Source organism: Massilia sp. UYP11 (genome assembly GCF_050434805.1).
Taxonomy (GTDB): domain Bacteria; phylum Pseudomonadota; class Gammaproteobacteria; order Burkholderiales; family Burkholderiaceae_D; genus Telluria.
Genome location: NZ_JBNDJE010000007.1, coordinates 145,438 through 169,588 on the forward strand (window position 1 = coordinate 145,438; position 24,151 = coordinate 169,588).

21 protein-coding genes are annotated in these 24,151 nt (G+C 66.0%); 10 read left to right on the forward strand and 11 right to left on the reverse strand.

The annotated features are described in order from the left end of the window. Positions 1-82: 82 nt before the first annotated feature. Complete coding sequence (fdhD, locus tag ABIB38_RS13015; RefSeq protein WP_429204415.1) at positions 83-988, reverse strand: formate dehydrogenase accessory sulfurtransferase FdhD; 906 nt, start codon at positions 986-988, stop codon at positions 83-85. Continuing rightward, entirely contained in the window at positions 985-3,294 is a 2,310-nt protein-coding gene (locus ABIB38_RS13020; RefSeq protein WP_429204416.1) for an FdhF/YdeP family oxidoreductase, read from the reverse strand. The genes fdhD and ABIB38_RS13020 overlap by 4 nt, the downstream gene beginning before the upstream one ends. 251 nt (positions 3,295-3,545) lie before the next feature. Here ABIB38_RS13020 and ABIB38_RS13025 point away from each other — a divergent pair, with 251 nt between their 5' ends. Beyond that, the gene (locus ABIB38_RS13025; RefSeq protein WP_429204417.1) at positions 3,546-5,093 is read left to right on the forward strand and encodes a catalase; all 1,548 of its coding nucleotides are present in this window, start codon (positions 3,546-3,548) and stop codon (positions 5,091-5,093) included. A gap of 293 nt (positions 5,094-5,386) precedes the next feature. Here the strand turns inward: ABIB38_RS13025 and ABIB38_RS13030 are convergent, their stop codons facing one another. Together ABIB38_RS13030 and ABIB38_RS13035 are read right to left on the reverse strand one after the other, a co-directional pair. Continuing rightward, positions 5,387-6,655 carry a nitronate monooxygenase gene (locus tag ABIB38_RS13030; protein WP_429204419.1) on the reverse strand — a complete coding sequence of 423 codons (1,269 nt, stop codon included), beginning with the start codon at positions 6,653-6,655 and terminating at the stop codon, positions 5,387-5,389. A gap of 178 nt (positions 6,656-6,833) precedes the next feature. Next, entirely contained in the window at positions 6,834-7,319 is a 486-nt protein-coding gene (locus tag ABIB38_RS13035; RefSeq protein WP_429204420.1) for a YajQ family cyclic di-GMP-binding protein, read from the reverse strand. 142 nt (positions 7,320-7,461) lie between these two features. On the opposite strand from ABIB38_RS13035, the gene murB reads away from it, so the two are divergent. From murB to blaOXA, 6 genes are all read left to right on the forward strand, one after another. Continuing rightward, positions 7,462-8,490: a UDP-N-acetylmuramate dehydrogenase gene (murB, locus tag ABIB38_RS13040; protein ID WP_429204422.1), complete on the forward strand. Its 1,029-nt coding sequence runs from the start codon at positions 7,462-7,464 to the stop codon at positions 8,488-8,490. Between the two features lie 28 nt (positions 8,491-8,518). After that, entirely contained in the window at positions 8,519-9,226 is a 708-nt protein-coding gene (locus tag ABIB38_RS13045; protein WP_429204424.1) for an SDR family oxidoreductase, read from the forward strand. 73 nt (positions 9,227-9,299) lie between these two features. Further along, positions 9,300-9,683 carry a BlaI/MecI/CopY family transcriptional regulator gene (locus ABIB38_RS13050; protein WP_429204426.1) on the forward strand — a complete coding sequence of 128 codons (384 nt, stop codon included), beginning with the start codon at positions 9,300-9,302 and terminating at the stop codon, positions 9,681-9,683. Beyond that, complete coding sequence (locus tag ABIB38_RS13055; RefSeq protein ID WP_429204428.1) at positions 9,680-11,398, forward strand: penicillin-binding transpeptidase domain-containing protein; 1,719 nt, start codon at positions 9,680-9,682, stop codon at positions 11,396-11,398. The genes ABIB38_RS13050 and ABIB38_RS13055 overlap by 4 nt, the downstream gene beginning before the upstream one ends. A gap of 21 nt (positions 11,399-11,419) precedes the next feature. Further along, positions 11,420-12,382, forward strand: coding sequence for a subclass B3 metallo-beta-lactamase (gene bla, locus ABIB38_RS13060; protein ID WP_429204430.1), 963 nt, complete (start codon positions 11,420-11,422; stop codon positions 12,380-12,382). Then, on the forward strand, positions 12,276-13,004 hold the full coding sequence (gene blaOXA, locus ABIB38_RS13065; RefSeq protein ID WP_429204457.1) for a class D beta-lactamase: 729 nt from the start codon (positions 12,276-12,278) through the stop codon (positions 13,002-13,004). Before bla ends, blaOXA begins: the two co-directional genes overlap by 107 nt. A 6-nt stretch (positions 13,005-13,010) precedes the next feature. On the opposite strand, the gene ABIB38_RS13070 is transcribed toward blaOXA, so the two are convergent. The 7 genes from ABIB38_RS13070 to ABIB38_RS13100 form a co-directional block, all read right to left on the reverse strand. Further along, positions 13,011-13,553 carry a GIY-YIG nuclease family protein gene (locus tag ABIB38_RS13070; RefSeq protein ID WP_429204432.1) on the reverse strand — a complete coding sequence of 181 codons (543 nt, stop codon included), beginning with the start codon at positions 13,551-13,553 and terminating at the stop codon, positions 13,011-13,013. A 69-nt stretch (positions 13,554-13,622) separates the two neighbouring features. Next, a complete protein-coding gene (locus ABIB38_RS13075) occupies positions 13,623-13,946 on the reverse strand; it encodes a YkgJ family cysteine cluster protein (protein ID WP_429204434.1) in 324 nt (107 codons plus the stop codon). A 135-nt stretch (positions 13,947-14,081) separates the two neighbouring features. Beyond that, entirely contained in the window at positions 14,082-15,314 is a 1,233-nt protein-coding gene (locus tag ABIB38_RS13080) for an argininosuccinate synthase (RefSeq protein ID WP_429204435.1), read from the reverse strand. Between the two features lie 112 nt (positions 15,315-15,426). Further along, positions 15,427-16,350 (reverse strand): ornithine carbamoyltransferase, encoded by a 924-nt coding sequence (gene argF, locus ABIB38_RS13085; protein ID WP_429204436.1) that lies wholly within the window; start codon positions 16,348-16,350, stop codon positions 15,427-15,429. Between the two features lie 248 nt (positions 16,351-16,598). After that, positions 16,599-17,501 (reverse strand): ribosome small subunit-dependent GTPase A, encoded by a 903-nt coding sequence (rsgA, locus tag ABIB38_RS13090; RefSeq protein ID WP_429204438.1) that lies wholly within the window; start codon positions 17,499-17,501, stop codon positions 16,599-16,601. Beyond that, complete coding sequence (locus ABIB38_RS13095; RefSeq protein ID WP_429204439.1) at positions 17,498-17,830, reverse strand: 4a-hydroxytetrahydrobiopterin dehydratase; 333 nt, start codon at positions 17,828-17,830, stop codon at positions 17,498-17,500. Before ABIB38_RS13095 ends, rsgA begins: the two co-directional genes overlap by 4 nt. Continuing rightward, positions 17,827-19,089, reverse strand: a complete 1,263-nt coding sequence (locus tag ABIB38_RS13100) for a M48 family metallopeptidase (protein WP_429204441.1) — start codon at positions 19,087-19,089, stop codon at positions 17,827-17,829. The genes ABIB38_RS13095 and ABIB38_RS13100 overlap by 4 nt, the downstream gene beginning before the upstream one ends. Positions 19,090-19,187: 98 nt before the next feature. Between ABIB38_RS13100 and orn the strand changes: the two genes are divergently transcribed. From orn to ABIB38_RS13115, 3 genes are read left to right on the forward strand one after another with little or no spacing between them, the layout of a single operon-like run. Then, the gene (gene orn / locus ABIB38_RS13105; protein WP_429204443.1) at positions 19,188-19,772 is read left to right on the forward strand and encodes an oligoribonuclease; all 585 of its coding nucleotides are present in this window, start codon (positions 19,188-19,190) and stop codon (positions 19,770-19,772) included. A 60-nt stretch (positions 19,773-19,832) separates the two neighbouring features. Continuing rightward, positions 19,833-22,337, forward strand: a complete 2,505-nt coding sequence (locus ABIB38_RS13110) for an ATP-binding protein (protein WP_429204444.1) — start codon at positions 19,833-19,835, stop codon at positions 22,335-22,337. Between the two features lie 49 nt (positions 22,338-22,386). Next, positions 22,387-23,457, forward strand: a complete 1,071-nt coding sequence (locus ABIB38_RS13115; protein ID WP_429204445.1) for a glycoside hydrolase family 43 protein — start codon at positions 22,387-22,389, stop codon at positions 23,455-23,457. Positions 23,458-24,151 lie beyond the last annotated feature (694 nt).

Consider the following 24,151-nt stretch of genomic DNA (forward strand, 5'->3'; position numbering starts at 1 on the left):
TTCTCGCTTGCGCGCACGTGCCGCTGCGGCCCGCGCTTGCGTGAAGCCAGCTTACACCTGTTCCGAAATGACTTGGCAAACGTTACGAGCCATGCACGACGGCGCGTGGCGCCAGGCGCCATGGATGCGTGTAGACCACGTGGCGGCCGCCGCGCACGAAGCCGGCCAGGGTCAGTCCCGCGCGGTCCGCCAGCCGCACCGCCATCGCGGTCGGGGCCGAGATGGCGGCCAGCAGGCCCATGCCGGCGCGCGCCGCCTTCTGCACCATCTCGAAGCTGGCGCGGCTGGTGACGAGCGCACAGCCGCCGCCGGCATCGATGCCGGCGCGCGCCAGTGCCCCGACCAGCTTGTCGAGGGCGTTGTGGCGGCCCACGTCCTCGCGCACCAGCAGCAGGCGGCCGTCGCGGTCGGCCCAGCCGGCCGCATGCATGGCGCCGGTGGCCTGGTGCAGGCGCTGCCGGCCGGCCATGGCGGCCATGGCGCGCTGCAGCGCTTCCGGCGCGAACGAATCGCCCGCATCGCGGGCGTCGCCGGCGCGCGCGGCGCACGCGTCGGGCGGCTGGCGCTCGTCCGGCGCCGTCTCGCGTTCGAACCAGGCCAGGCTGTCGATGCCGCACAGGCCGCAGCCGGTCTTGCCGAGGCGTGCGCGCCGCGTCCCCTTCAGGCGCGCCATGGCGCCGGGGGCGATGTCGATGGCCAGCGCGATGCCGTGCGGGCCGGCCTCGGCCTCAACGCCGCGCACGTCGCGCGCCGAGCGGACGATGCGTTCGGACAGCGAGAAGCCGACGGCGAAGTCCTCGAGGTCTTGCGGAGACGCCAGCATCACGGCGTGGCTGATGCCGTTGTAGACCAGGGCCACCGGCACTTCCTCGGCCAGCAGTTCGCTTCCGTCTTCGTGCCGGCCGTCGCGCCAGCTTGTCGCCGGCACGCTGCTGGCAGGCGCGAATGCGGCATCGTCGGCCCCGGCAAGCGGCGCGCGCGCGTTCATGGCGTCGTCGCGGCGGCGCTGCGCTCGAGCAGCACGTCGATTGCCTTGGCCGCCGGCACCTTGCTTTCCTTGGCGTGATGCCACAGCGGAATCAAGGGATTGCACTCCGGGTAGTAGCCGGCGATGCAGCCGGGCGGCACGTCGTAGGGCACGATCTGCAGGCCGTCGACGCGGCGCTCGACGCCGTCGTCGGCGGCCGTGCGCAAGTCCACCAGGTCGCCCTGGCGCAACCCAAGGCGCGCCATGTCGGCCTCGCTCATGAACAGGACCATGCGGCTGCCGTGCACGCCGCGGAAACGGTCGTCATTACTGTAGATCGTGGTGTTGAACTGGCCGTCGCTGCGGATCGTGAACAGGCGCAGGACCCCGGCGCCGCCGTCCATGTCCGGATTGCCGGGCAGTTCGTCCGGCGCCGTGAATTCGGCCTTGCCGCTCCCGGTCTTCCAGATCCGTTCGGCCGCGCCGAGCGGCTTGCGAAAGCCCCCGGGCGTCCACATGCGCTCGTTGAAGTCGTGGAAGATCTCGGGATAGGTCGTGGCGATGGCGTCGCGGATCGTGGCGTAGTCGGCCACCCAGGCATCCCAGTCGACGCGCGGGTTCGGGTCGAGCGTGGCCTTGGCGATGCCGGCCACGATGGCCGGTTCGGACAGCAGGGTCGAGGCGGCCGGCTCGGCCATGCCGCGCGAGCCGTGCATGCACGAGGTGCTGTCCTCGACCGTCACGGCCTGCGCGCCCGAGCGCTGGCGGTCGATCTCGATCCGGCCCAGGCAGGGCAGCAGATACGCGGCTTTGCCGTGGATGACGTGATTGCGATTGAGCTTGGTGGCGACCTGCACCGTCAGCGGCAGTTCACGCCAGGCCGCTTCCATCAGGCGGGTTTCCGGCACCGCGCGCAGGAAGTTGCCGCCCAGGCCGATGAAGGCTTGCAGTTCGTGCTTGAGGATCGCGTCGCAGGCGTCGACCGTGGTCAATCCCTCGTCGCGCGGCGGCTCGAAACCGTACTGTTCCTTGAGTCGATCCAGCGGGGCGAGTTCGGGCTTTTCGGTGATGCCGACCGTGCGCTGGCCCTGCACGTTGGAGTGGCCGCGCACCGGGCAGATGCCGGCCCCCGGCTTGCCGATATTGCCGCGCAGCAGCAGCAAGTTGACCAGCATGGTCACGTTCTGCACGCCGTTGCGGTGCTGGGTCAGGCCCATGCCGTACACGCCCATCGCGGCGCCGGCCTTGCAATAGACCTCGGCCGCCTCTTCGAGCGCGGCGCGCGGCAGGCCCGATTCGCGCTCGATCGCGTCCCAGGCGCAGGCGCGCACGGCGCGCTCGAATTCCTCGAAGCCATGGGTGTGCTCCTGGATGAAGGCGACGTCGATCACGCGCTGCGCGCCGGCCGCCCTGGCGACGTCGTCGAACGCGAAGACGGCCTTGGACATGCCCATGATGGCGGCGGTGTCGCCGCCCGGCCTGACCTGGTGGTACTGGGTGCTGATCGCGGTCTCGTGCCCGGTCAGCATCTCGAACGGCGATTGCGGATTGGTGAAGCTCACCAGGCCGCGCTCGCGCAAGGGGTTGAAGGTGATGATCGGCACGTCGCGCCCGCGCGCTTCCTGCAGCTGGTGCAGCATGCGCGGGCTGTTCACGCCCACGTTCTGGCCGAAGAACAGGATGCAGTCGGTGTGCTTGAAGTCGTTCAGCCCCACCGTGCCCACGCCGACCCCGATGGTCTTTTGCAGGCCGACCGAGGTGCTCTCGTGGCACATGTTCGAGCTGTCCGGCAGGTTGTTGTTGCCGTACATGCGCGCCAGCAACTGGTACATGTACGCGGTCTCCAGCGAGGCGCGGCCCGAGGCATAGAACACCACCTTGCTGCGCTCGCAGGCGCGCAACCGGGCGCCGATCTCGGCGAACGCCACCTCCCAGTCGACCGGGCGGTATTTGTCGCTGGCAGGGTCGTAGCGCAGCGGCGCCGTCAGGCGGCCGTGGTCTTCCAGCGCGTGGTCGCTCCAGCTTTCCAGTTCGGTGAGCGTATGGCGCTCGAAGAATTCCGGTCCGATCGCCTTGCTCGTGGTTTCCCAGGCGGTGGCCTTGGCGCCGCTGGAACAGAACTCGAAAGGATGCGGGTCGGCCGGCTTGGCCCAGGCGCAGCTGACGCAGGCATAGCCGTCGGGCTTGTTCTGCTTGAGCAACAGGCGCGCGTCCTTCAGCACCACGTTCTGGCCGGTCAGGGCTTTCTTGACGTCGTCCACCGAGCCCCAGCCGCCGGCAGGCATGGTGGCGGGTTCGACGCGGACGGGTTTGTGTTGCTGGCTCATCGGGCTCTCCCTGCTGGTGGAGGGTCTACCGTAGCTTCCACGCCACCGGCTTTTCGGTGCGTCCGCGCACATTGACAGGGAATCATGAACAAATCACGGGTCATTCCGAGGGCGGCAGGCGTCGGTGATGCGCTACCTGTCATCCGTCATTAGTGAAATACCTATGATCACAATAAAAATAATTCATTTCATAAACGTCATACTCATCTATAAGCTACCTATCTCTACATTAACTTAAATAGGTTTTGACTATGAGCTACGCCTTACCTTCTGCCGGGCGCCTGGCCCTGTGCGCATTGACGTTGTCGGCCGGGGCCATGGCCCTGGCACAGGGTGCTTACGCCCAGACGCTGACCAAGGACAATGGCGCCCCGGTTGGCGACAACCAGAACAGCCAGACCGCCGGCCCTGGTGGTCCGACCCTGCTGCAGGACGTGCATCTGATCCAGAAGCTGCAGCGCTTCGACCGCGAGCGCATCCCGGAACGCGTGGTGCACGCGACCGGCACCGGCGCCCACGGCAGCTTCGTCGTCACCGACGACTTGTCCGACCTGACCCGCGCCAAGATGTTCAAGCGCGATACCGTGACCCCGGTGTTCGTGCGCTTCTCGACCGTGATCCCGAGCCGCTCAGGCGCGGAAACCGCGCGCGATCCGCGCGGCTTCGCCACCAAGTTCTATACCCAGGAAGGCAACTGGGACCTGGTCGGCAACAACCTGCCGATCTTCTTCATCCGCGACGCGATCAAGTTCCCGGACATGATCCACGCGCTGAAACCGGACCCGGTCACCAATGTGCAGGAGCCGGAACGCGTGTTCGACTTCTTCTCGCACATTCCCGAGTCGACCGCCATGCTGACCCGCGTGTATTCGAACTACGGCACGCCGGCCAACTACCGCCAGATGGACGGCAGCAGCGTGCATGCGCTCAAGCTGGTCAATGCCAAGGGCGAGTATGTGTACGCCAAGTTCGCCTGGAAAACGAAGCAGGGCGAGCGCAACCTGCGTCCGCATGAGATCCCGCTGGTGCAGGGCAAGAGCACGTCGCACGCCACCGTCGACCTGTACGAGTCGATCAAGGCCGGCAAGTTCCCGCGCTGGGACCTGACCGTGCAGGTGCTCAAGCCGCAAGACCTGGACAAGTTCGACTTCGATCCACTGGATGCGACCAAGATCTGGCCTGGCATCCCGGAGCGCAAGGTCGGCACCATGACCCTGGACCGCGTGCCTGACAACTTCTTCGAAGCAACCGAGCAAGTCGCGCTGGCGCCGGGCAACCTGGTCCCGGGCATCGAGCCGTCGGAAGACCGCATGCTGCAGGGCCGCCTGTTCTCGTACATCGACACCCAGCACCACCGCCTCGGCGCGAACTTCCAGTCGCTGCCGATCAACAAGCCGCTGGTGCCGGTGCGTAACCACCAGCAAGATGGCCAGGGCAATATCGATGGTCGCAAGGGCAGCGTGAACTACCAGCCAAGCCGCCTGGCGCCGCTGGTCGAGGATCCGAACGCACGCTCGAGCAACCTGCCGCTGACCGGCACCACCCAGCAGCAGCGCATCGCCAAGACGCTCAACTTCCGCCAGGCCGGCGAGTTCTACCGCTCGCTGAGCAGCCAGGATCGTGACGACCTGATCGCCAACCTGTCGGGCGACCTGAAGCGTGTGCAGAACGTCGAGACCCGCGAGACCATGCTGTCGCACTTCTGGAAGGCGGACGCCGACTACGGCAAGCGCCTGGTGAAGGCGGTGGGCGGCGATGCGGCGAAGATCGCAGCACTGGCCGCGCAACTGAAGGAGTAATGGAATAGCACCGCGCCGCACGGAGCAGGTGACGGCGTGGTGCCGGTAAGCCGTAACGACAAGCGCATAACAAAAAGCCACGGCAATGCCGTGGCTTTTTGCATGGGAAAGGAACGTCGGGCGGACGGGTCTTTCGTCCACGCGTCCAGTCTATTGCGCTCTCTGGTGTTCGCGCGACCTCGCGCTTGCGCCGGCTGAACGCGTAGGCGGCGAGTCGCCCACGTTACGGTTGTATGCAGGGCAAAAAAAAAGCCACGGCAATACCGTGGCTCGCGTCGATACAAAAGAGTGGCTTACGCGGCAGCGACTTCCTGCTTCACCGGCAGCGCGATCTCGTTGTTCGTGCTGAACTGGTAATCCTTGAACACGTGTTCCGCGCTCAGGATCTGGTAGTTGCCGTCGGCCAGCAGATGCGTGGTGTCCTTCAGGCGGTAGGTGTAGTGGCCGCAGGTCCAGCAATTGAAGTTGCGCATGTGCGTGCACAGGCAGGTCTTGTCCATCACCGAGACCTTCTTCTGGTCCGGATGGGCCTGCACCTCGCGGTTGTACGAATTGATATAGGCGCAGTTGCCGGTGGCGTCGAGCAGGTAGCCGTAGGATTCGCAGCCGGGACGGATGCCGGAGCCGATCGCCGGCGTGTTCTTGAGCATGCGCATCGGATAGCCGGTCGGCGACACGCCGTTGACTTCGATGTCGTCTTCGTTGGCGCGGAAGTATTCCTGCTTGACGTTGTCCGGCAGGCCGCATTCGTGGGTGACGGTGAAGCGGGTCGCCACCTGCACGCCGCCCGCGCCTTTTTCCAGGAAGCCGGCCGCATCGGAGCCGGTAAATACGCCACCGGCGGCGATCACCGGGATGCCCAGTTGCTCGGCCTGCATGAAGGCGAGCACCTCGTCCATGATCGTGTGCAGGTCGTACTGCTTCCAGTCGTCGAGACCGAAGCCCAGGTGGCCGCCGGCCAGCGGGCCTTCGACGATGACGAAGTCGGGCTTGCGGTCCAGGCGCGAAACTTTCTTGAGGAACAGCTGCAGCGCGCGCACCGACGATACGATGATGCCCAGGTGGGCGTCGCGGAAGCGCGGGTGGTCCTTGATCAGCTCGAACGAACCCAGGTGCAGGCCGGCCGACAGGGTGATGCCGTCGATGCCGGCGTCCAGCGCCGAGGCCAGGCGCACGCGCAGGGTGTCCTTCGGCGCGTTCATGGTCAGCTTTTCCATGCAATTGACGTAGATAAGGCCATCGCCTTTCTTCGCTTCCATGGTCGCGCCGACGTGGCGACGGGTCGCCTCGGCCAGGTGATCCAGGTCGAACTGGACCACCGCCTTGTTCATGTTGTTGATGTTGAACTTGTAGGTCTTCGTCTTGTCTTTAACGAAGGTGGTGTCGAACTTGCGGTCGGACACGTCCTGGGACATGGCGTCGGAGATATGACCGATGCCGCCGAGGCGGGCCGCTTCCAGGGCCAACTCGGACGTCGAAATGTCCACGCCCATTCCGCCGATCATGATGGGCACATATTCCTTGTTGCCCATACGCAGGCGGAAATCATCAACACGTTTCATTGCTATCCTTAGACTACCTAATCTGCCCGGGGTTGCGGCGGCGCGCAACGTCGTAGGAAATGCGCACGAATTCGCACGCGCCATTCTACTCTAAGCGGGCAAGGCGCCGCGAAACATGTCCGCGCGCGCGTTGCTCTCAAGCCGGGCATGCCGGCCACATGCGACTCAATCGTGAAAATCAGTCGCGGAAATTATTGAACGCCAGCGGCAGGTCTTGCACGTCCTTGCGCAGCATCGCCATCGCCGTCTGCAGGTCGTCGCGCTTGGCGCCGGTGATGCGCACCGATTCGCCCTGGATGCTGGCCTGCACCTTCATCTTGCTTTCCTTGACCAGCTTGGTGATCTTTTTCGCGTCTTCGGTCTCGATGCCGTTACGCACCTTGATCACCTGCTTGACCTTGTCGCCGCCGATCTTCTCGACTTTGCCTTCGTCAAGGAAACGCACGTCGACCTTGCGCTTCGACATCTTGTTGATGAGCACGTCCTTGACCTGGCTGAGCTGGAAATCGGAATCGGCGAGCAGGGTCAGTTCGCGCTCTTTTTGTTCGACATTGGCCGAGCTGCCCTTGAAGTCGAAACGGGTCGTGATTTCCTTGTTCGATTGCTCGACCGCGTTCTTGACTTCGACCATGTCTGCTTCGCAGACGACATCAAACGATGGCATGGAGTGTCCTTTTTTGATAAAGCTTTAGATGAATCCCTCTATTTTAGCGGACAACGGCCCGGATCGCGACCGTTTTGCCAGCCTGGAAAGTCGGGAGTGCGCGAACCACTATAATGAAACGACATTTTCTACCCCGACCGTCATGCATCCAGACCTGCTCATCGTCCACGACCAGCCGCTCGCCGGCCTGAATACCTTCCGCATTCCCGCCACGGCCCGCCACTACCTGCGCGTCACCGGCGCCGGGCAACTGGCGGCGGTACGCGCCGATCCCGCGCTCGCCCAACTGCCGCGCCTGGTGCTGGGCGGCGGCAGCAACCTGTTGTTCACCCGGGACTTCGACGGGCTGGTGCTGCACATGGCGGGCCAGGGGAGGGAGATCCTGGGCGAGCAGGATGGCAAAGTGCTGGTGCGCGCCCAGGCCGGAGAAAACTGGCATGCCTTCGTGCAGTACACGCTGGAGCAGGGCCTGGGCGGGCTGGAAAACCTGTCCCTGATCCCCGGCACGGTGGGCGCCGCGCCCATCCAGAACGTGGGGGCGTACGGCGTCGAAACCAAGGACGTGTTCCACAGCCTGACGGCCTACGACATGGCCAGCGGAGCGTTGCGCACGCTGGACGCCGCCGCCTGTCGTTTCGGCTACCGCGACAGCATTTTCAAGCACGCCGAAGGGCGCGACCTCATCGTGCTGGACGTCACCTTCGCCCTGCCGGCGGCCTGGCGGCCGAACCTGCGCTATGCCGAGCTGGCCAACGCGGTGCAGGAAGCGACGCCGGCGGCGCCGACGCCGCGCGACATCGGCGCCATCGTGGAGGCGATCCGCCGCCGCAAGTTGCCCGATCCGCTCGACATCGGCAATGCCGGCAGCTTCTTCAAGAACCCGGTGGTGTCGAACGAAGCATGCCGGCGCCTGCTTGAAATGTATCCGAACCTCGTCCACCATGCCCAGCCGGACGGCAGCGAAAAGCTGGCCGCGGGCTGGCTCATCGACCAGTGCGGCTGGAAAGGAAAGCATATCGGCCCGGCCGGTGTTTACCACAAGCAGGCCCTGGTCCTGGTCAACCTGGGCGGCGCGACGGGGACCGACGTGGTGCGCCTGGCCCAGGCCATCCAGTCCGACGTGGCGGCCCGCTACGGCGTGGCGCTGGAACCCGAACCCGTATTCATTTGAGGACGTATTCATAGATAAGGACTACAGCATGAAGAAGGCAATCGTCACCGGCCACACCCGCGGCCTCGGCGCCGCGATCGCGGCCGACCTGCAGGCGCGCGGGATCGCCGTGCTGGGCCTGGCGCGCGCACGCTCGCCACTGGCCGGCATCGAACAGATCGCGCTCGACCTGGCCGATCCGGCCGCCTTGCAAGCCTGGCTCGCAGGCGCCGCGCTGCGCGATTTTCTCCACGACGCGGACGAAGCGCTGTTGGTGAACAATGCCGGCGTCGTCACGCCGGTCGGCCCGCTTGCCGCGCAGGACCCGGCAGAGGTGCTGCGCGCCGTGTCGCTCAACGTCGGGGCGCCGCTGGCGCTGGCCGCCGCCTTCGTGCGGGCCGCGCCACAGGCCCGGCGGCGCATCCTGCACGTGTCGAGCGGGGCGGCGCGCAACGCCTATCCCGGCTGGGCCGTGTACTGCGCGACCAAGGCGGCGCTCGACCAGCATGCGCGCGCGGTGCTGCTCGATGGCGACGTGGGCGTGCGCGCCTGCAGCCTGGCGCCGGGCGTGATCGACACCGATATGCAGGCCGCGATCCGCGCCACGCCGGATGCCGATTTCCCGATGCGCGAGCGCTTCGTGGCGCTGAAGGAGGGCGGCGCGCTCGATTCGCCCGCGGCCTGCGCGCAGAAGCTGGTCGACTACCTGCTGGCGCCGGGCTTCGGCAGCGAACCGGTCGACGATTTGCGGACTTGATCGACATGCCCGTTGACAGCCGTGCGACGTTTGTCGCATCATTGCGTCCATCGTCGCATGATGGAGTTGTCCCATGGCTGTCCCCTCGATCTCCGAACTGAGCCTGCTCAAAGCCCTGTGGCGCCGGCAGCCGCTGAGCGCCCGCGAAATCCACGACGCCGTGGCCGGGGAACTGGCGTGGTCGTATTCGTCGACCCGCAAGACGCTCGAACGCATGCTCGAGAAGAAGATGGTGCGCCAGGAGCTGCGCCATGGCGTGCAGGTGTACGAGGCGGTGAGCGACAAGGTCGACACCCTGGCCGCCTTCGCCCATGATTTCGGCCGGCGCGTGATGGAGATCGACACGCCGCTGCCCGTCAATATGTTCACCGGCAGCAAGCTGGTCGACGACGCCGAACTGGCGCGCCTGGAGCAGCTGCTCAACGACTGGCCCGATGACCAGGATGGCGCTCCATGAACGCGCTCGACCAGCTCGCCATCCGCTTCCTGTTCGCCAGCGCCGGCTGCGTGGCGGCCGGGCTGGCGGTATGGGGCGCGGCCTGGCTGGCGCGGCGTGCGCTGCCGGCGCTGGCCATGCAGCGCTCGACCTGGCTGCTGGGGCAGGCCGCGATCGCGGCCACCTTCCTGCTGCTGCTCGCGCCGCCGGCGCAGCAGGCGCCGATGCACCCGGTGTTCGAAGTCGACGTGAGCGCGGCGGCGATGCCGGCCGCGCTCGCGCAGTCCGGCCTCGCCGCCGGCGTGCCGGCCTCCATCGTGGATCAGCGCTCGTGGCTCGCGTGGCTGGCCTGGGCCTGGGCGTCGGCCTATGCCTGCGGCCTGGCCTGGATGCTCGGCCGGCTGTGGCGCGGCCAGCGCACCGTGCATCGGCTGCTGCGCCATGGGACGCCCCAGGCGCATCCGGCGTACCCAGCCGTCGTTGAAGTCGACGCCCCGATCCCACCCATGCTGGTCGGCCCCTTCAGGCCACGCCTGCTGCTGCCGCGGGGCTTGCGCGACATCGATCCGCTGCAGCGCGAGCTGATCGTGGCCCACGAGCTGACGCACTGGCGCCGCGGCGACCTGTGGTGGCTGACGGTGGGCGCCGCGCTGCAGGCGCTGTGCTGGTTCAATCCCGCCATGCGCCTGTTGCGCGACCGACTCGCCTGGGCGCAGGAACTCGGGTGCGACCGCGACGTGCTGCGCGGCCGGCCGCCGTTCGAGCGCCGCGCCTACGCCGCCGCCCTGGTCGCGCAGCTGCGCCTGCAGCACCATGCGCACCGTGGCATGAGGGGCGCCCTGGCGTTCGGCGGCGTCACCCCCGATACGCTGGCGGCCCGGGTAGAACTGATCCGCACGCCCGGCGCGGCGCGGCACGCGGCCTGGGCCCGCGGCGCGGGCTTCGCGACCCTGGCGCTGGCCTTCGGCGGCAACCTGGCGCTGCAGCCGGCGCTGGCCTGGAGCGGCCAGCCGGCCAGGCTCGATTGCACCCTGATGCTGGACGCCGCGAGCGGCGCGCCCCTGGTCGAGCAGGGCGATTGCGACGTGCGCGCCACGCCGGCCTCCACCTTCAATATCGCGGTCAGCCTGGCCGGCTATGACGCCGGCATCCTGGCCGACGCCCGCACCCCGGCGCTGCCGTTCAAGCCAGGCTATATCGACTGGTTGCCGGCCTGGCGCACCACCACCGACCCGACCAGCTGGATCCGCAACTCGACCGTGTGGTATGCGCAGCAGGTCACGACGCGCCTCGGGCTGGAAGGCCTGCAGTCGTACATGGAGCGCTTTGATTACGGCAACCGGGACCTGTCGGGCGGCGTCGCCGCTGCCTGGATCGGTTCTTCGCTGCAGATTTCGGCGCAGGAGCAGGCGGCCTTCCTGCGCAGGATCGTCAACCGCGAGCTGGGCTTGACGCCGCACGCCTACGACATGACGCAGACGCTGTTGCGGCTGCCCGCGCTGCCGAACGGCTGGGACGTGTACGCCAAGACCGGCACCGCCGTGCTGGAGCCGCCCACGGGCGCGCAAGATCCGCCGCGTTGCTATGGCTGGTTCGTCGGCTGGGCCAGCAAGGATGGCCGCACGATCGTGTTCGCGCGCCTGACCCTCGACCGGCAGCACCCGCAGCGCGCGGCCGGACCGCTATTGAAAGAAGCCTTCCTGCGCGAACTGCCGGCACGGCTGGACGCGCTCTGACCCCACCCTGAGGAACACTTCATGAAGATCACAAGCCTGGCCTTGGCCGCGGCGGGACTCGTTGCGTGCATGCCGTTCGCATCCGCCGGCGGCTGGAACACGCCGCAGGAACCGTTCGACCTGTCGAGCGACAGCTATTACGTCGGCACGCGCGGCCTGAGTTCGGTCCTGATCACGTCGAAGCAGGGCCACATCCTGATCGACGGCGCGAGTCCGGGCGCGGCCAGCCAGATCGCGGCCAACGTCCGCAAGCTCGGTTTCAAGGTCGAGGACATCCGCATCATCCTCAATTCGCACGAGCACGTCGACCACGCGGGCGGCATTGCCGAGCTGCAGCAGCTGTCCGGCGCCGAGGTCAGGGCCACGCCGGCCGCGGCGCCGGTCCTGCGTTCCGGCAAAGCCAGTCGCGGCGATCCACAATATGCCAGCCTGCTCGAACTCGACATGGCGGCGGTCGCCAAGGTCGGCGTCGTGCGCGACGGCGAGACGGTCAGGGTCGGCCCGCTGGCCGTCACCCTGCATGCGACGCCCGGCCACACGCAGGGCGGCTCGACCTGGACCTGGGCATCGAACGATGGCGGCAAGCGCCTGAACATGGTGTACGCCGACAGCCTGAACGCCATCGGCGCCGGGGCCTTCCGCTACAGCGGCGACCCGGCCTATCCGAACGCGCGCAGCGATATCGAGCGCTCGATCGCGACCGTCGCGGCGCTGCCGTGCGACGTGCTGGTCTCGGCGCACCCGGAAGGCAGCGACTTGTGGCGGCGCCACGCTCGGCAACGCGGCCTTCGTCGACAGGGCCGCCTGCCGCGCCTACGCCGACAAGGGCCGCGCGCAGTTGGCGAAGACGCTGGCGACGGAAGCGAAGACGCCGGCCATCGTCTGGCGCGACGACGCCAGGATTACCGAGATGTTCGACCAGGCGGGCGTGACCGGCACCTTCGTCGTGCACGACGTCGCCGCCAACGTCTACACCGGGCATGACCGCCAGCGCGCCGCCGTGCGCTACGTCCCGGCGTCGACCTACAAGATTCCCAATTCGCTGATCGGCCTGGCCACCGGCGCCGTGTCCAGCGTCGACGACGTGCTGCCCTATGGCGGTGGGCCGACCTACCTGCCGCAATGGGCCAGGGACATGCCGCTGCGCGAGGCGATCAGGGTGTCGAACGTCCCGGTGTACAAGGAGCTGGCGCGCCGCATCGGCATGGCGCGCATGCGCGAAGGCCTGCGCCGGCTCGACTACGGCAATATGGAGACAGGTTCGGTCATCGACGCCTTCTGGCTGGACGGGCCATTGAAGATCAGCGCGCTCGAGCAGACCCGCTTCCTGGGCCGGCTGGCGCAGGGCAAGCTGCCGTTCCCGAAAGCCGCGCTGGCGGCGGTGCGCGAGATCGTGCGCCAGGAGGACAACCCGAATCTGTACGCCAAGACCGGCTGGTACATGCCCGACGACCGCAATAACCAGATCGGGTGGTGGGTCGGCTGGGTCGAGAAAGAGGGCAACGTGTATGCGTTCGCCCTGAACGTCGATATTACCGACGAGGCCGCGGCCGCCAGTCGGGTGCCGCTCGGGAAGGCGGCCCTGCAGTCGTTGGGGTTGTTGTAGACCTTCCTAGCCACATATCGAGGCGTACAGGTCGTGCCAGGCCGGGTTGGTGGACTGGATCAGGTTGATTTTCCAGTCGCGGTTCCAGCGCTTGAGCTGTTTTTCGCGCAGGATGGCTTGGGTGATGTCGGTGTGGATTTCGTACCAGACGAGGCGTTTGACGTTGTACCGATTCGTGAAGCTGGCTACTGCGGCTTCCCGATGCTGCCATACGCGTTTGATGAGGTCGGAGGTGACGCCGATATAGAGCGTGCCGTAGGGGCGGCTGGCCAGGATATAGACGTAGGAAGGTTTGTCCATGCGAGCAGCCTGCGCTGGATGGCGTGGAATGGGATTGTGGCGACTCAAGGAAACTTGGGTTCCCGCCTTCGCGGGAACGACGTGCTCCGTTGCGTGGCCGGAGTCGTGCCGTGAAGGCGCCACGATCAGCCTCAACGTCGTTCCCGCGCAGGCGGGAACCCAAGTTCGCACGCGCACCACGATCAGCCTCAATGTCGTTCCCGCGCAGGCGGGAACCCAAGTTCGCACGCACACCACGATCAGCCTCAATGTCGTTCCCGCGCAGGCGGGAACCCAAGTTCGCGCGCACACCGCCCCCGCCAACGACCATCCAGGCCATCACGTCACGCCCCCGATCACTCCCAACCCATGCCGCTCACGCGCCGCATTACACTTGGTATCTCCGATCTGGACCTCCCGGCATGCCGACGGCCGCTGCGCATACACGCCGCAAGCCATCGGTCCTGCATCGCCCGTTGCCAGGGCGACGCAGTAGGGGCGGGACGCATTGGTGCCCTTCATGCACGCGATATGCGGCGTGACCTGTTCGGTCATGGCGTCGGGCAGCCCGAGGTCGAGGGCTTCGGCCCAGTAGAAGGACACGCGGTAGCTCTTGCAACACGCTCCGCAGCTCAGGCAGGCAGGGACGTCGTCGGCGCTCATGGTGGCCAATTCTAGCGCGGACGCGGGACGAAAAAAAGCCGCCCGAAGGCGGCTTTCCGATCGGTTCGACACCGGCTGCGAAGCCGGTTCCGTCAGCCCTTGTTGGTCACCTTATTGGTCACCTTGCTGGCCGCCTTATTGGCCGCGCTTGGCGCGCGCCTTGGCCGCGATCCGCATGCGCAGCGCGTTGAGCTTGATGAAGCCGCCCGCATCCGCCTGGTTGTAGGCGCCGCCGTCTTCGTCGAAGGTGGCGATGTTCATGTCGAACAGCGAATCGGTCTTCGAATCGCGCGACACGACGATCACATTGCCCTTGTACAGCTTGATGCGCACCCAGCCGTTCACGGTCTGCTGGGTGTGGTCGATCAGGGTCTGCAGCGCGACGCGTTCCGGCGCCCACCAGTAGCCGTTATAGATCATGCTGGCGTAGCGCGGCATCAGGTCGTCCTTCAGGTGCGCCACTTCGCGGTCCAGCGTGATCGATTCGATCGCGCGGTGCGCGCGCAGCATGATGGTGCCGCCCGGGGTTTCGTAGCAGCCGCGCGACTTCATGCCGACGTAGCGGTTTTCCACCAGGTCCAGGCGGCCGATGCCGTGCTTGCCGCCCAGGCGGTTCAGCTCGGTCAGGACGGCGGCCGGCGACAGGCGCTTGCCGTTCAGGCCGACGATGTCGCCCTTTTCGTATTCGATGTCCAGGTACTCGGCTTCGTCCGGTGCCGCTTCGGGCGACACGGTCCAGCGCCACATCGATTCCTCGGCTTCGGCGCTCGGGTTTTCCAGATGCCGGCCTTCGAAACTGATGTGCAGCAGGTTGGCGTCCATCGAGTACGGCGCGCCGCCGTTCTTGTGCTTCATGTCGACCGCGATGCCGGCGTCTTCCGCGTACTTCAGCAGCTTTTCGCGCGACAGCAGGTCCCATTCGCGCCATGGCGCGATGATCTTGACGTCGGGTTTCAGCGCATAGGCGCCCAGCTCGAAGCGCACCTGGTCGTTGCCCTTGCCGGTCGCGCCGTGCGAGACGGCGTCGGCGCCGGTCTCGTTGGCGATCTCGATCAGGCGCTTGGCGATCAGCGGACGCGCGATCGAGGTGCCCAGCAGGTATTCGCCTTCGTAGACGGTGTTGGCGCGGAACATCGGGAACACGAAGTCGCGCACGAACTCCTCGCGCACGTCGTCGATGTAGATGTTTTCCGGCTTGATGCCGAACTTCAGCGCCTTGGCGCGCGCCGGTTCCAGTTCCTCACCCTGGCCGAGGTCGGCGGTAAAGGTGACGATTTCGCAGTTGTAATGATCCTGCAGCCATTTCAGGATGACGGAGGTGTCGAGACCGCCGGAATAGGCAAGGACTACTTTCTTGATGTCGCTCATGGGAGTTCCAGTGATGGAGGGATAGTAGGGGAGGTATGGTCAGCTGGCGCGCAAATTCATCCTGCCATTACAACAGGATGAATGGCCAACGATCAAGCTTCAGGCGTAAAAATCAATCTTCGATACGACCGAGCAGCAGGTACTCGATCAGGGCTTTTTGCACGTGCAGGCGGTTCTCGGCTTCGTCCCAGACCACCGATTGCGGGCCGTCGATGACGCCGGCCGAGACTTCCTCGCCGCGGTGCGCGGGCAGGCAGTGCATGAACAGGGCGTCGCTGGCCGCGCGCGCCATCTTGGCTTCGTCGACGATGAAGCCGTCGAAGGCTTTCAGGCGCTCCGCGTTTTCCTTCTCGTAGCCCATGCTGGTCCAGACGTCGGTAGTGACCAGGTGGGCGCCCTGGCAGGCGTCCGCCGGATCGTCGAACAGGGTGTAGCGCTGGGTGTTGACCAGGCTTGGGTCCAGTTCGTAGCCCTTCGGCGTCGAGACGTTCAGGTGGAAGCCGAACACCTCGGCTGCCTGCAGCCACGAGTACAGCATATTGTTGGCGTCGCCGATCCAGGCCACCGTCTTGCCCGCGATCGAGCCACGGTGCTCCCAGAAGGTGAACACGTCGGCCAGCACCTGGCAGGGATGGTGTTCGTTGGTCAAACCATTGATGACCGGGACGCGCGAATTGGCGGCGAAGCGGTCGATGATGTCCTGGCCAAAGGTGCGCACCATGATGATGTCGCACATGCGGCTCATCACCTGGCCGGCGTCTTCGACCGGCTCGCCGCGGCCCAGCTGGCTGTCGCGGGTGTTCAGGTAGATGGCGGCGCCGCCCAACTGGTGCATGCCGGCCTCGAACGACAGGCGGGTACGGGTCGAGCTCTTTTCGAACACCATCACCAGGGTGCGGTCGACCAGCGGGTGGTAGACCTCATAGGCCTTGAACTTGCGCTTGATGATCGCCGCGCGCTTGATGACGTATTCGAACTCGTCGCGCGTGAAGTCGGAGAATTGCAGGAAGTGCTTGATCGGAGTGGTGCCTGGCATAATGGGTCAACTCGAATGTTATCCCTTGAATTATAAGGGGTTTCTCTTTTCGTTAGGGAAAGTATAGTCTCCAGGGACGCACGGATCTATTCTGGCGGATGGGATTGGCAACATAACAATGCGTCCGGCAAGGCCTCGCCGGCCGCGCGCCAATCGCAGCCATACCGCGTGGCATGGCGAGGATTTGCAACGCAGCAGGGCATTTTTTGATGTGTCGGGACCGCCGCCATGAATCAATCAGTGCTTTCCTAGTACAAGGTTTGCGAGGATTCGTGCAACAGCTGCGCATACAGCGCGTGGCGCATGCGCGCGATCTTGCCATCGGCGACCGCGTCCAGCACGGCGCACTGCGGTTCGGCCAAGTGGCGGCAGTTGTAGTACTTGCAGCCGCCCAGGTAGGGCTTGAACTCGACGAAGGCGCGTTCCAGCATGCCTTCCGTCAGGTGGTACAGGCCGAATTCCTGGAAGCCCGGCGAATCGATGATCGTGGACGTTTTGCCACCCGCGCCGGACAGCCGGTACAGGCGGGTGAAGGTCGTGGTGTGCTTGCCGGTGTCGAGGGCGGCCGAGATCTCGCGCACCGCGATGTCGGCGTCCGGCACCAGAAGGTTGATCATCGACGACTTGCCCATGCCGGATTGGCCGATGAAGATCGACGAGTGGCCTTCGAGCAGCGGGGCCAGGGTCGCCACGGTCTGTTCGGGCTGCCCGGTGGCCGACACCTCGTGCACCGGATAACCCAGCGCGGCGTACGGCGCGACCCGTTCGCGCGCGCGCGGCAGCAGGTCTTCGACGTCGGTCTTGTTCAGGATGAGGTGGGCCTCGATGCCGGCCGCCTCGCAGGCGACCAGCGCGCGCGACACCAGGTCGTCGGTGAAGCCCGGCTCGGTGGCGACGACGATGAACAGGCGCGAGATGTTCGCCGCCAGCAGCTTCGATTTGTACTGGTCGGAGCGATAGAGCAGGGTGGTGCGGTCGGCGATCCGTTCGATCACGGCCTGGTCGTTCGAAGTCCGCTTGAGGTGCACCACGTCGCCCACGGCGACGTTGGTCTTCTTGCCGCGCGTGACGCATTGCAGCTTTTCGCCGTCCACGTCGGCCAGGTAGTGACGGCCGTGGGCCGCGATGATGATTCCGGTCAGTTCGCTCATGCGCCAGTCATTCCAGGGTAAAGCGCATTCACTTTCGCGGCGCAGATAAAATCGTTTTCAGTCAGGGCGCCGCCGGCGGAGTGGGTGCTCCAGGCGACGCGGCAGGTCGCATAGCCGACCGTCATTTCCGGATGGTGGTCCTGCGACTCGGCGACCTGCGCCACCGCGTTCACGAAGGCGATGGTGGCGCGGTAGTCCGGCAGGCGGAATTCGCGCCACAGGATGCCGTCGGCCGCGCTCCAGCCGGGTACGTCGGCAAGCAGGGCCTGGATCGCCAGCGGATCGAGCGCTGTCGCGCGGCGGACGCAGTTGCGATGCTCGAGCTTCATGCGCCCGCCAGCGTCAGGTGTTTCACGCGCACCGAGGCCGGCGGATGCGAATCGTAGAAGGCCGAGTGCAGCGGGTCCGGGGTGAGCGTGGAGGCGTTGTCCTCGTACATCTTGACCAGGGCCGATACCAGGTCGCGGTAGTCGGTGTGCTGCGCGGCGAAGGCGTCGGCCTCGAACTCGTGCTTGCGCGAAGTGATCGACGACAGCGGCGCCAGCGGGAAGGTGAACACCGGCAGCACCAGCATGAAAAGCACCAGGGCCATGCCGTCGTTCGAAGCGTTCATGAAGGGCAGCACGCCCAGGCCGGTATAGAACCAGGCCTGGCCTTTCAGGTAGCCGAGCAGGGCCAGGAAGGCCAGCGACATGGCGAACATCACGGCGACCCGCTTGACGATGTGGCGCAGCTTGAAGTGGCCCAGCTCGTGCGCCAGCACGGCCTCGATCTCCTGCGGCTCGAGGCGCGACAGCAGGGTGTCGAAGAACACGATGCGCTTGGCGCGGCCGAAGCCCGAGAAATAGGCGTTGCCGTGGGCGCTGCGCTTGCTGCCATCCATCACGAACAGGCCGCGCGAGGCGAAGCCGACGCGCGCCATCAAGCCCTCGATGCGCTGCTTGAGGCTGGCGTCTTCGAGCGGGGTGAACTTGTTGAACATCGGCGCGATCACGCTCGGGTAGATCGCGATCATGAGCAACTGGAACCCGCTCCACACCAGCCAGGTGTACAGCCACCACAGGTCGCCCGACTTTTCCATCAGCGTGAGCACCACCCACAGCAGCGGCAGGCCGATGACGGCGCCCATGATCGTGCTCTTGACCAGGTCGGTGAACCACAGGCCGGGCGTCATCTTGTTGAAGCCGAAGCGCTGCTCCAGCACGAACTGGCGGTACCAGTCCAGCGGCAGGTCGAGCAGGCCGGAGATGACGCCGAAGGCCACCACCAGCGCCAGCTGGTGCCACAGGCCCGGCCCCAGCAGCGGCAGCAGCGCCAGCGACAGCAGCTGCAGGCCGCCCAGCAGGGTGAAGCCGATCAGGACCGCGCCGCCCCACAGCATGCCGATGAGGCCGAGCCGGGTCTTGGCGACGGTATAGTCGGCCGCTTTCTGGTGCGCCGCCAGCGGCACCTTTGGCGCAAACTCGGCCGGCACGCTGGCGCGGTGGCGCGCGATGTGCCGGATGTGGCGCGCGGCCAGCCAGGTGCGCAGCACCATGGTCAGCACGAAAAAAACGACGAACAAAAGCGAAAACCCGAATGAGGACATTCTGTGCCTGTGAGAAAATGCAGGATTAAGCGTGAAACGATGCGTGAAAACTAAGCGTGAACCACCTGAGTGAAACAAGTCTAGGCAAAGAGAGAATTATGTCACAAGCTACACCAACCACCGAGTCCGCCGCGGTGCCGCGTCAAAACGATTTCAACCTGGTCTGGGTCGACATGGAAATGACTGGCCTGGATCCGGACAACGACCGCATCATCGAAGTGGCGGTGGTCGTCACCGACCCCGAGCTGAACATCATCGCCGAAGGCCCGGTGTTCGCCATCCACCAGTCGGACGCGACGCTGGACAAGATGGACAACTGGAACAAGGGCACCCACGGCAAGTCGGGCCTGATCGACCGTGTGAAAGCCTCGACCGTCAGCGAAGCCCAGGCCGAGCAGGAACTGATCGCCTTCCTCAAGCAATACGTTGCGTCGAATAAATCGCCGATGTGCGGCAACTCGATCTGCCAGGACCGCCGCTTCATGGCGCGCGGCATGCCGAAGCTCGAAGCCTTCTTCCACTACCGTAATCTGGACGTGTCGACCCTGAAGGAACTGTGCCGCCGCTGGAAGCCGGAAGTCGCTACCGGCTTCAAGAAGCACCAGAAGCATACGGCGCTGGCCGACATCACCGAGTCGATCGAAGAACTGCGCTATTACCGCGAGCATTTCATTCAGAAATAGCCCGGCAAAAGCAGAAAAAACTGCACGGTATTGACAAGCAGGTATGCGACAATTGGCGGTATGGTTCCGCTCCCGCATCCCGCTTTTTCGAGTGACGGCCAGGTGGCGGCGCGCATGCGCGGCCACGACTGGCGGACGTCCAGCCTCGGCCCTCCCGAGGGCTGGCCACCGTCGCTGCGCACGGCGGTGGACATGATGCTGCATTCGTCCTTCCCGATGTTCATCGCGTGGGGTCCGCAGTTCGCCTTCCTGTTCAACGACGCCTACATCCCCATCCTGGGCGGGCGCTACCCGTGCTCGCCCGGCCTGCCGTTCGCCGAGGTGTGGCCCGAAGCCTGGCCCGAGCTGGGGCCGCTGGCCGAGCGCACGGTGGCGGGCGAGGCGGTGTTCTTCGAAGACCTCGAGCTGAGCCTTCTGCGCAACGGCTATCCCGAGCGCGCCTGGTTCACCTTCTCGTATGCCCCGCTGGTCGATGCGGCCGGCCAGGTCGGCGGCCTGTTCTGCACCTGCATGGAAACCACCGGCCGCGTGCTGGCCGAACGGCGCGCCGCCTTCCAGCTCAGGGTGTCCGATGCGCTGGGCCCGATCGAGGATCCGGGCGAGGTGATCGCCACGGCCAGCGCCTTGCTCGGGGTGGAGCTCGGCGCGGCGCGCGTGCTGTATGCCGAGATCGATCCGCTCAGCGGCCGCCTGGACGTGCCGCGCCTGTGGTCCCAGGACGGCGCCGCCCCGGCCGCAATGCGTTCGCCGCTGCACGACTTCGGTCCGGCGGTGGTGGACGAGTTGCGCAGCGGCGCCGTGGTGCAGATCCACGATGCGGCCAACGACCCGCGCGCGCAAGCCCTGCGCGCCGCCTGGAAGGGCGAGCGGATCGGCGCCATGCTGGTGGTGCCGCTGGTGAAAGCCGGCCGCCTGATCGCCTGCCTGGGCGTCGATGCGCCGACGCCGCGCTCCTGGACCTGCCACGACGTCCAGCTCGCGCGCGACGTGGCCGAGCGCACCTGGGGCGCGGCCGAGACCGCGCGCGCGCAGGCGCTGCTGCGCGAAGAACGCGACCGCAGCCGCGACATCTTCGACAACATCTCCGAAGGCTTCGCCCTGTTCGACCGCAACTGGATCGTGCAGCGCATGAACGCCGAGGGCCTGCGCATCTGCGCCGTCACGCGCGAGGAGGTGATCGGCCGCAACCACTGGGACGTGTTCACCGCCATGGCCGACAGCGAGGCCGGCCGCATGTACCACCGCGTGATGGACACGCGCCGCGCCGGCGCCGCCGAGGAGTGCCGCGTGTTCCCCGACGGGCGCCGCATCTGGACCGACATCCGCGCCTATCCGACCCAGGACGGCGGTATCGCCACCTTCTTCCGCGATATCACCGACCGCAAGCTGGCCGAAGAAAAGCTGATGGAAGCCGACCGCCGCAAGGACGAATTCCTGGCCATGCTGGCGCACGAGTTGAGGAACCCCTTGGCGCCGATCAGCGCCGCCGCCGAGCTGCTGCGGCTGGGCAATATGGACGAGCGCCGGGTACACCAGAGCAGCACCATCATCGGACGCCAGGTGCGCCACATGACGCGCCTGGTGGACGACCTGCTCGACGTGTCGCGCGTCACGCGCGGCCTGATCACCCTGGGCCAGGCGCGGGTGGCGGCGCGCACCGTGGTCGAAGAAGCGGTGGAGCAGGTGCGGCCGGCGATCGATGCGCGCTCGCAGCAGCTCGGCGTGCGCCTGCCGCCGGAACACGCCGCGGTGCGCGGCGACAAGGCGCGCCTGGTGCAGGTGGTGGCCAATGTGCTGGGCAACGCCGCCAAGTACACGCCCTCGGGGCGCGGCATCGACCTGCGCGCCGAGGTGCTGGGCACGCGCCTGGTGCTGAGCGTGCGCGACGAGGGCATCGGCATGGACCGCGAACTCACCGGCCGCGTGTTCGACCTGTTCACCCAGGCCGAGCGCTCGTCCGATCGTTCCCAGGGCGGCCTGGGCCTGGGGCTGGCCCTGGTCAAGCACCTGGTCGAGCTGCACGGCGGCACGGTGGGCTGTTCCAGCCCGGGCCTGGGTAAAGGCAGCACCTTCGTGATCAGCCTGCCGCTGCTGCACGAAGAAGACGCGCCGGCGCCCGCGCCGGGCGCCGCCCGTCCGGCCGGCGCCGCGCCCTTGCGCATCCTGGTGGTGGACGACAATATCGATGCCGCCGAGACGCTGGGCCTGCTGCTGTCGACCCAGAGCCATGAGGTGGCGATCGAGTACGCCTCGCTGCCGGCGCTCGAGCGCGCACGCGGCATGCGGCCGGACGCCTGCCTGCTCGACATCGGCCTGCCCGACATGGACGGGCGCGAACTGGCGCGCCGCCTGAAAGCCGACCCGGCGACCGCGGGCGCCACCCTGATCGCCGTCACCGGCTACGGCCAGCAGCAGGACCGCGACGCCGCGCTGGCTGCCGGCTTTGCGCATCACCTGGTCAAGCCGGTCAATGTCGATGTGCTGCTGGGCGTCCTGGATGGCGTGCGGGGCGAAGCAGGGGCAACGCAGGAGCAGAACAAGCAGGCCAACGTCGCTCCCGCGTAGGCGGGAGCCCAAGGCGGTCGCGCCGCCGAAAAACCAACAAGGAGACCAGATGAAAGAAAAACCGCTCTTCATCGCTAAAACGTTCGCACTCGCCTTGCTCAGCAGCGCCGGCCTGTCCCTGCAGGCCGCCAACCCGATCGTCCCCGGCTGGTACGCCGACCCCGAAATCCGGATCTACGGCAACAAGTACTGGATCTACCCCACCTATTCGGACCACTACGGCGCCCCGCGCACCTCGCGCGCCTTCACCCCGGAGCAGGAGCGGATGCGCGCCAGGTTCGACCTGATCTGGGAACCCTACCTGAAGCAGACCTTCCTCGACGCCTTCTCGTCGACCGACCTGGTCAACTGGACCAGGCATACCCAGGTGCTCGACGTCGAGAACGTCGCGTGGGCGGCATATGCCGTGTGGGCGCCGTCCGCCATCGCGCACAACGGCAAGTACTACCTGTTCTTCGGCGCCAACGACATCAAGGCCAACGGCCAGCCGGGCGGCATCGGCGTGGCGGTCAGCGACCGTCCCGAAGGGCCGTTCAAGGATGCGCTGGGCCGCCCGCTGATCGACAAGATCCACAACGGCGCCCAGCCGATCGACCAGATGGTGTTCAAGGACGACGACGGCCAGATATATATGTATTACGGCGGCTGGAAGCACGCCAACGTGGTCAAGCTGGCGCCAGACCTGCTGAGCGTGGTGCCGTTCCCGGACGGGACCACCTACAAGGAGATCACGCCCGACCCGGCGTATGTGGAGGGTTCGTTCATGGTCAAGCGCAATGGCGTGTACTACTTCATGTGGTCGGAAGGCGGGTGGACGGGACCGGACTATCGCGTCGCCTATGCGATGAGCAAGTCGCCGTTCGGCCCGTTCAAGCGCATCGGCACCATCTTGCAGCAGGACACGACCATCGCCAAAGGGGCGGGGCATCATTCGGTGGCCAATATTCCCGGCACCGACGACTGGGTAATCGTCTACCACCGCCGGCCACTGAACGACAACGATGGACATCATCGCGAGATGGCCATCGAGCATTTGTACTTCAATGCGGACGGTACGATCAAGCCGGTGGTCATGACCACGGAGGGTGTGGCGCCGCGGCCGATGTCGACCGGCGGCTGAGGGTGGCGAGCGGCTGACGAGGCTGCTCGATGCTGCTGCAGGAAATGAGAAGGCAGCCGGGCAACGGCGTCAGTCTGGCCGAGAACATAGTGAGCAAGGGATTTGTTCTGCCGCTTCCGGCCAAGGCCGGTCATTCAACTATGGAGCTGGAATGGCGTTGTTATTGCATGAGGTTTGGGAAGAGCTGGATGAGAATGGGCAAGCGCTTGAAGGGTTATGCTTGGCTGGGCCGGACGGAGACGCTTTCAGAGCGACACTTGGCGAAAGGGCTCGCCTGGTCGCGACGTTCGAGGCTGCATCCCATATCGAAGCGATGACGAAATACTATTCGATGTACGGCCGTGGAGAGTATGCGACGACACACTCGTCCGACTACCATCCGTATCCCGACGCATGGCGGGTACGTCAAAAGGCTTGGCTGTCCAGGTGCTAGTTCACCCCAACAATCCTATCGTTCCCAATCGCTTGCTTTTGGTTGCGGCGCGCCTGCCTGTCACCGGCATGCTTGTATTGTGGTGTCGATTCGCGACCATGCGTTTCCACGGCATTGTCGCCGTCCGACTCGCGTCACCAATCGCGCAGACGCTACGCCCGCGTTCTGAACCGCCCCGGCTTTCGTGGAGGCCGGTTAGTGTGAGTCAGGCCGGGATAGCCTGACTGCTCAACTGCTTGTAATAGTTTGCCTCAGCTTCGG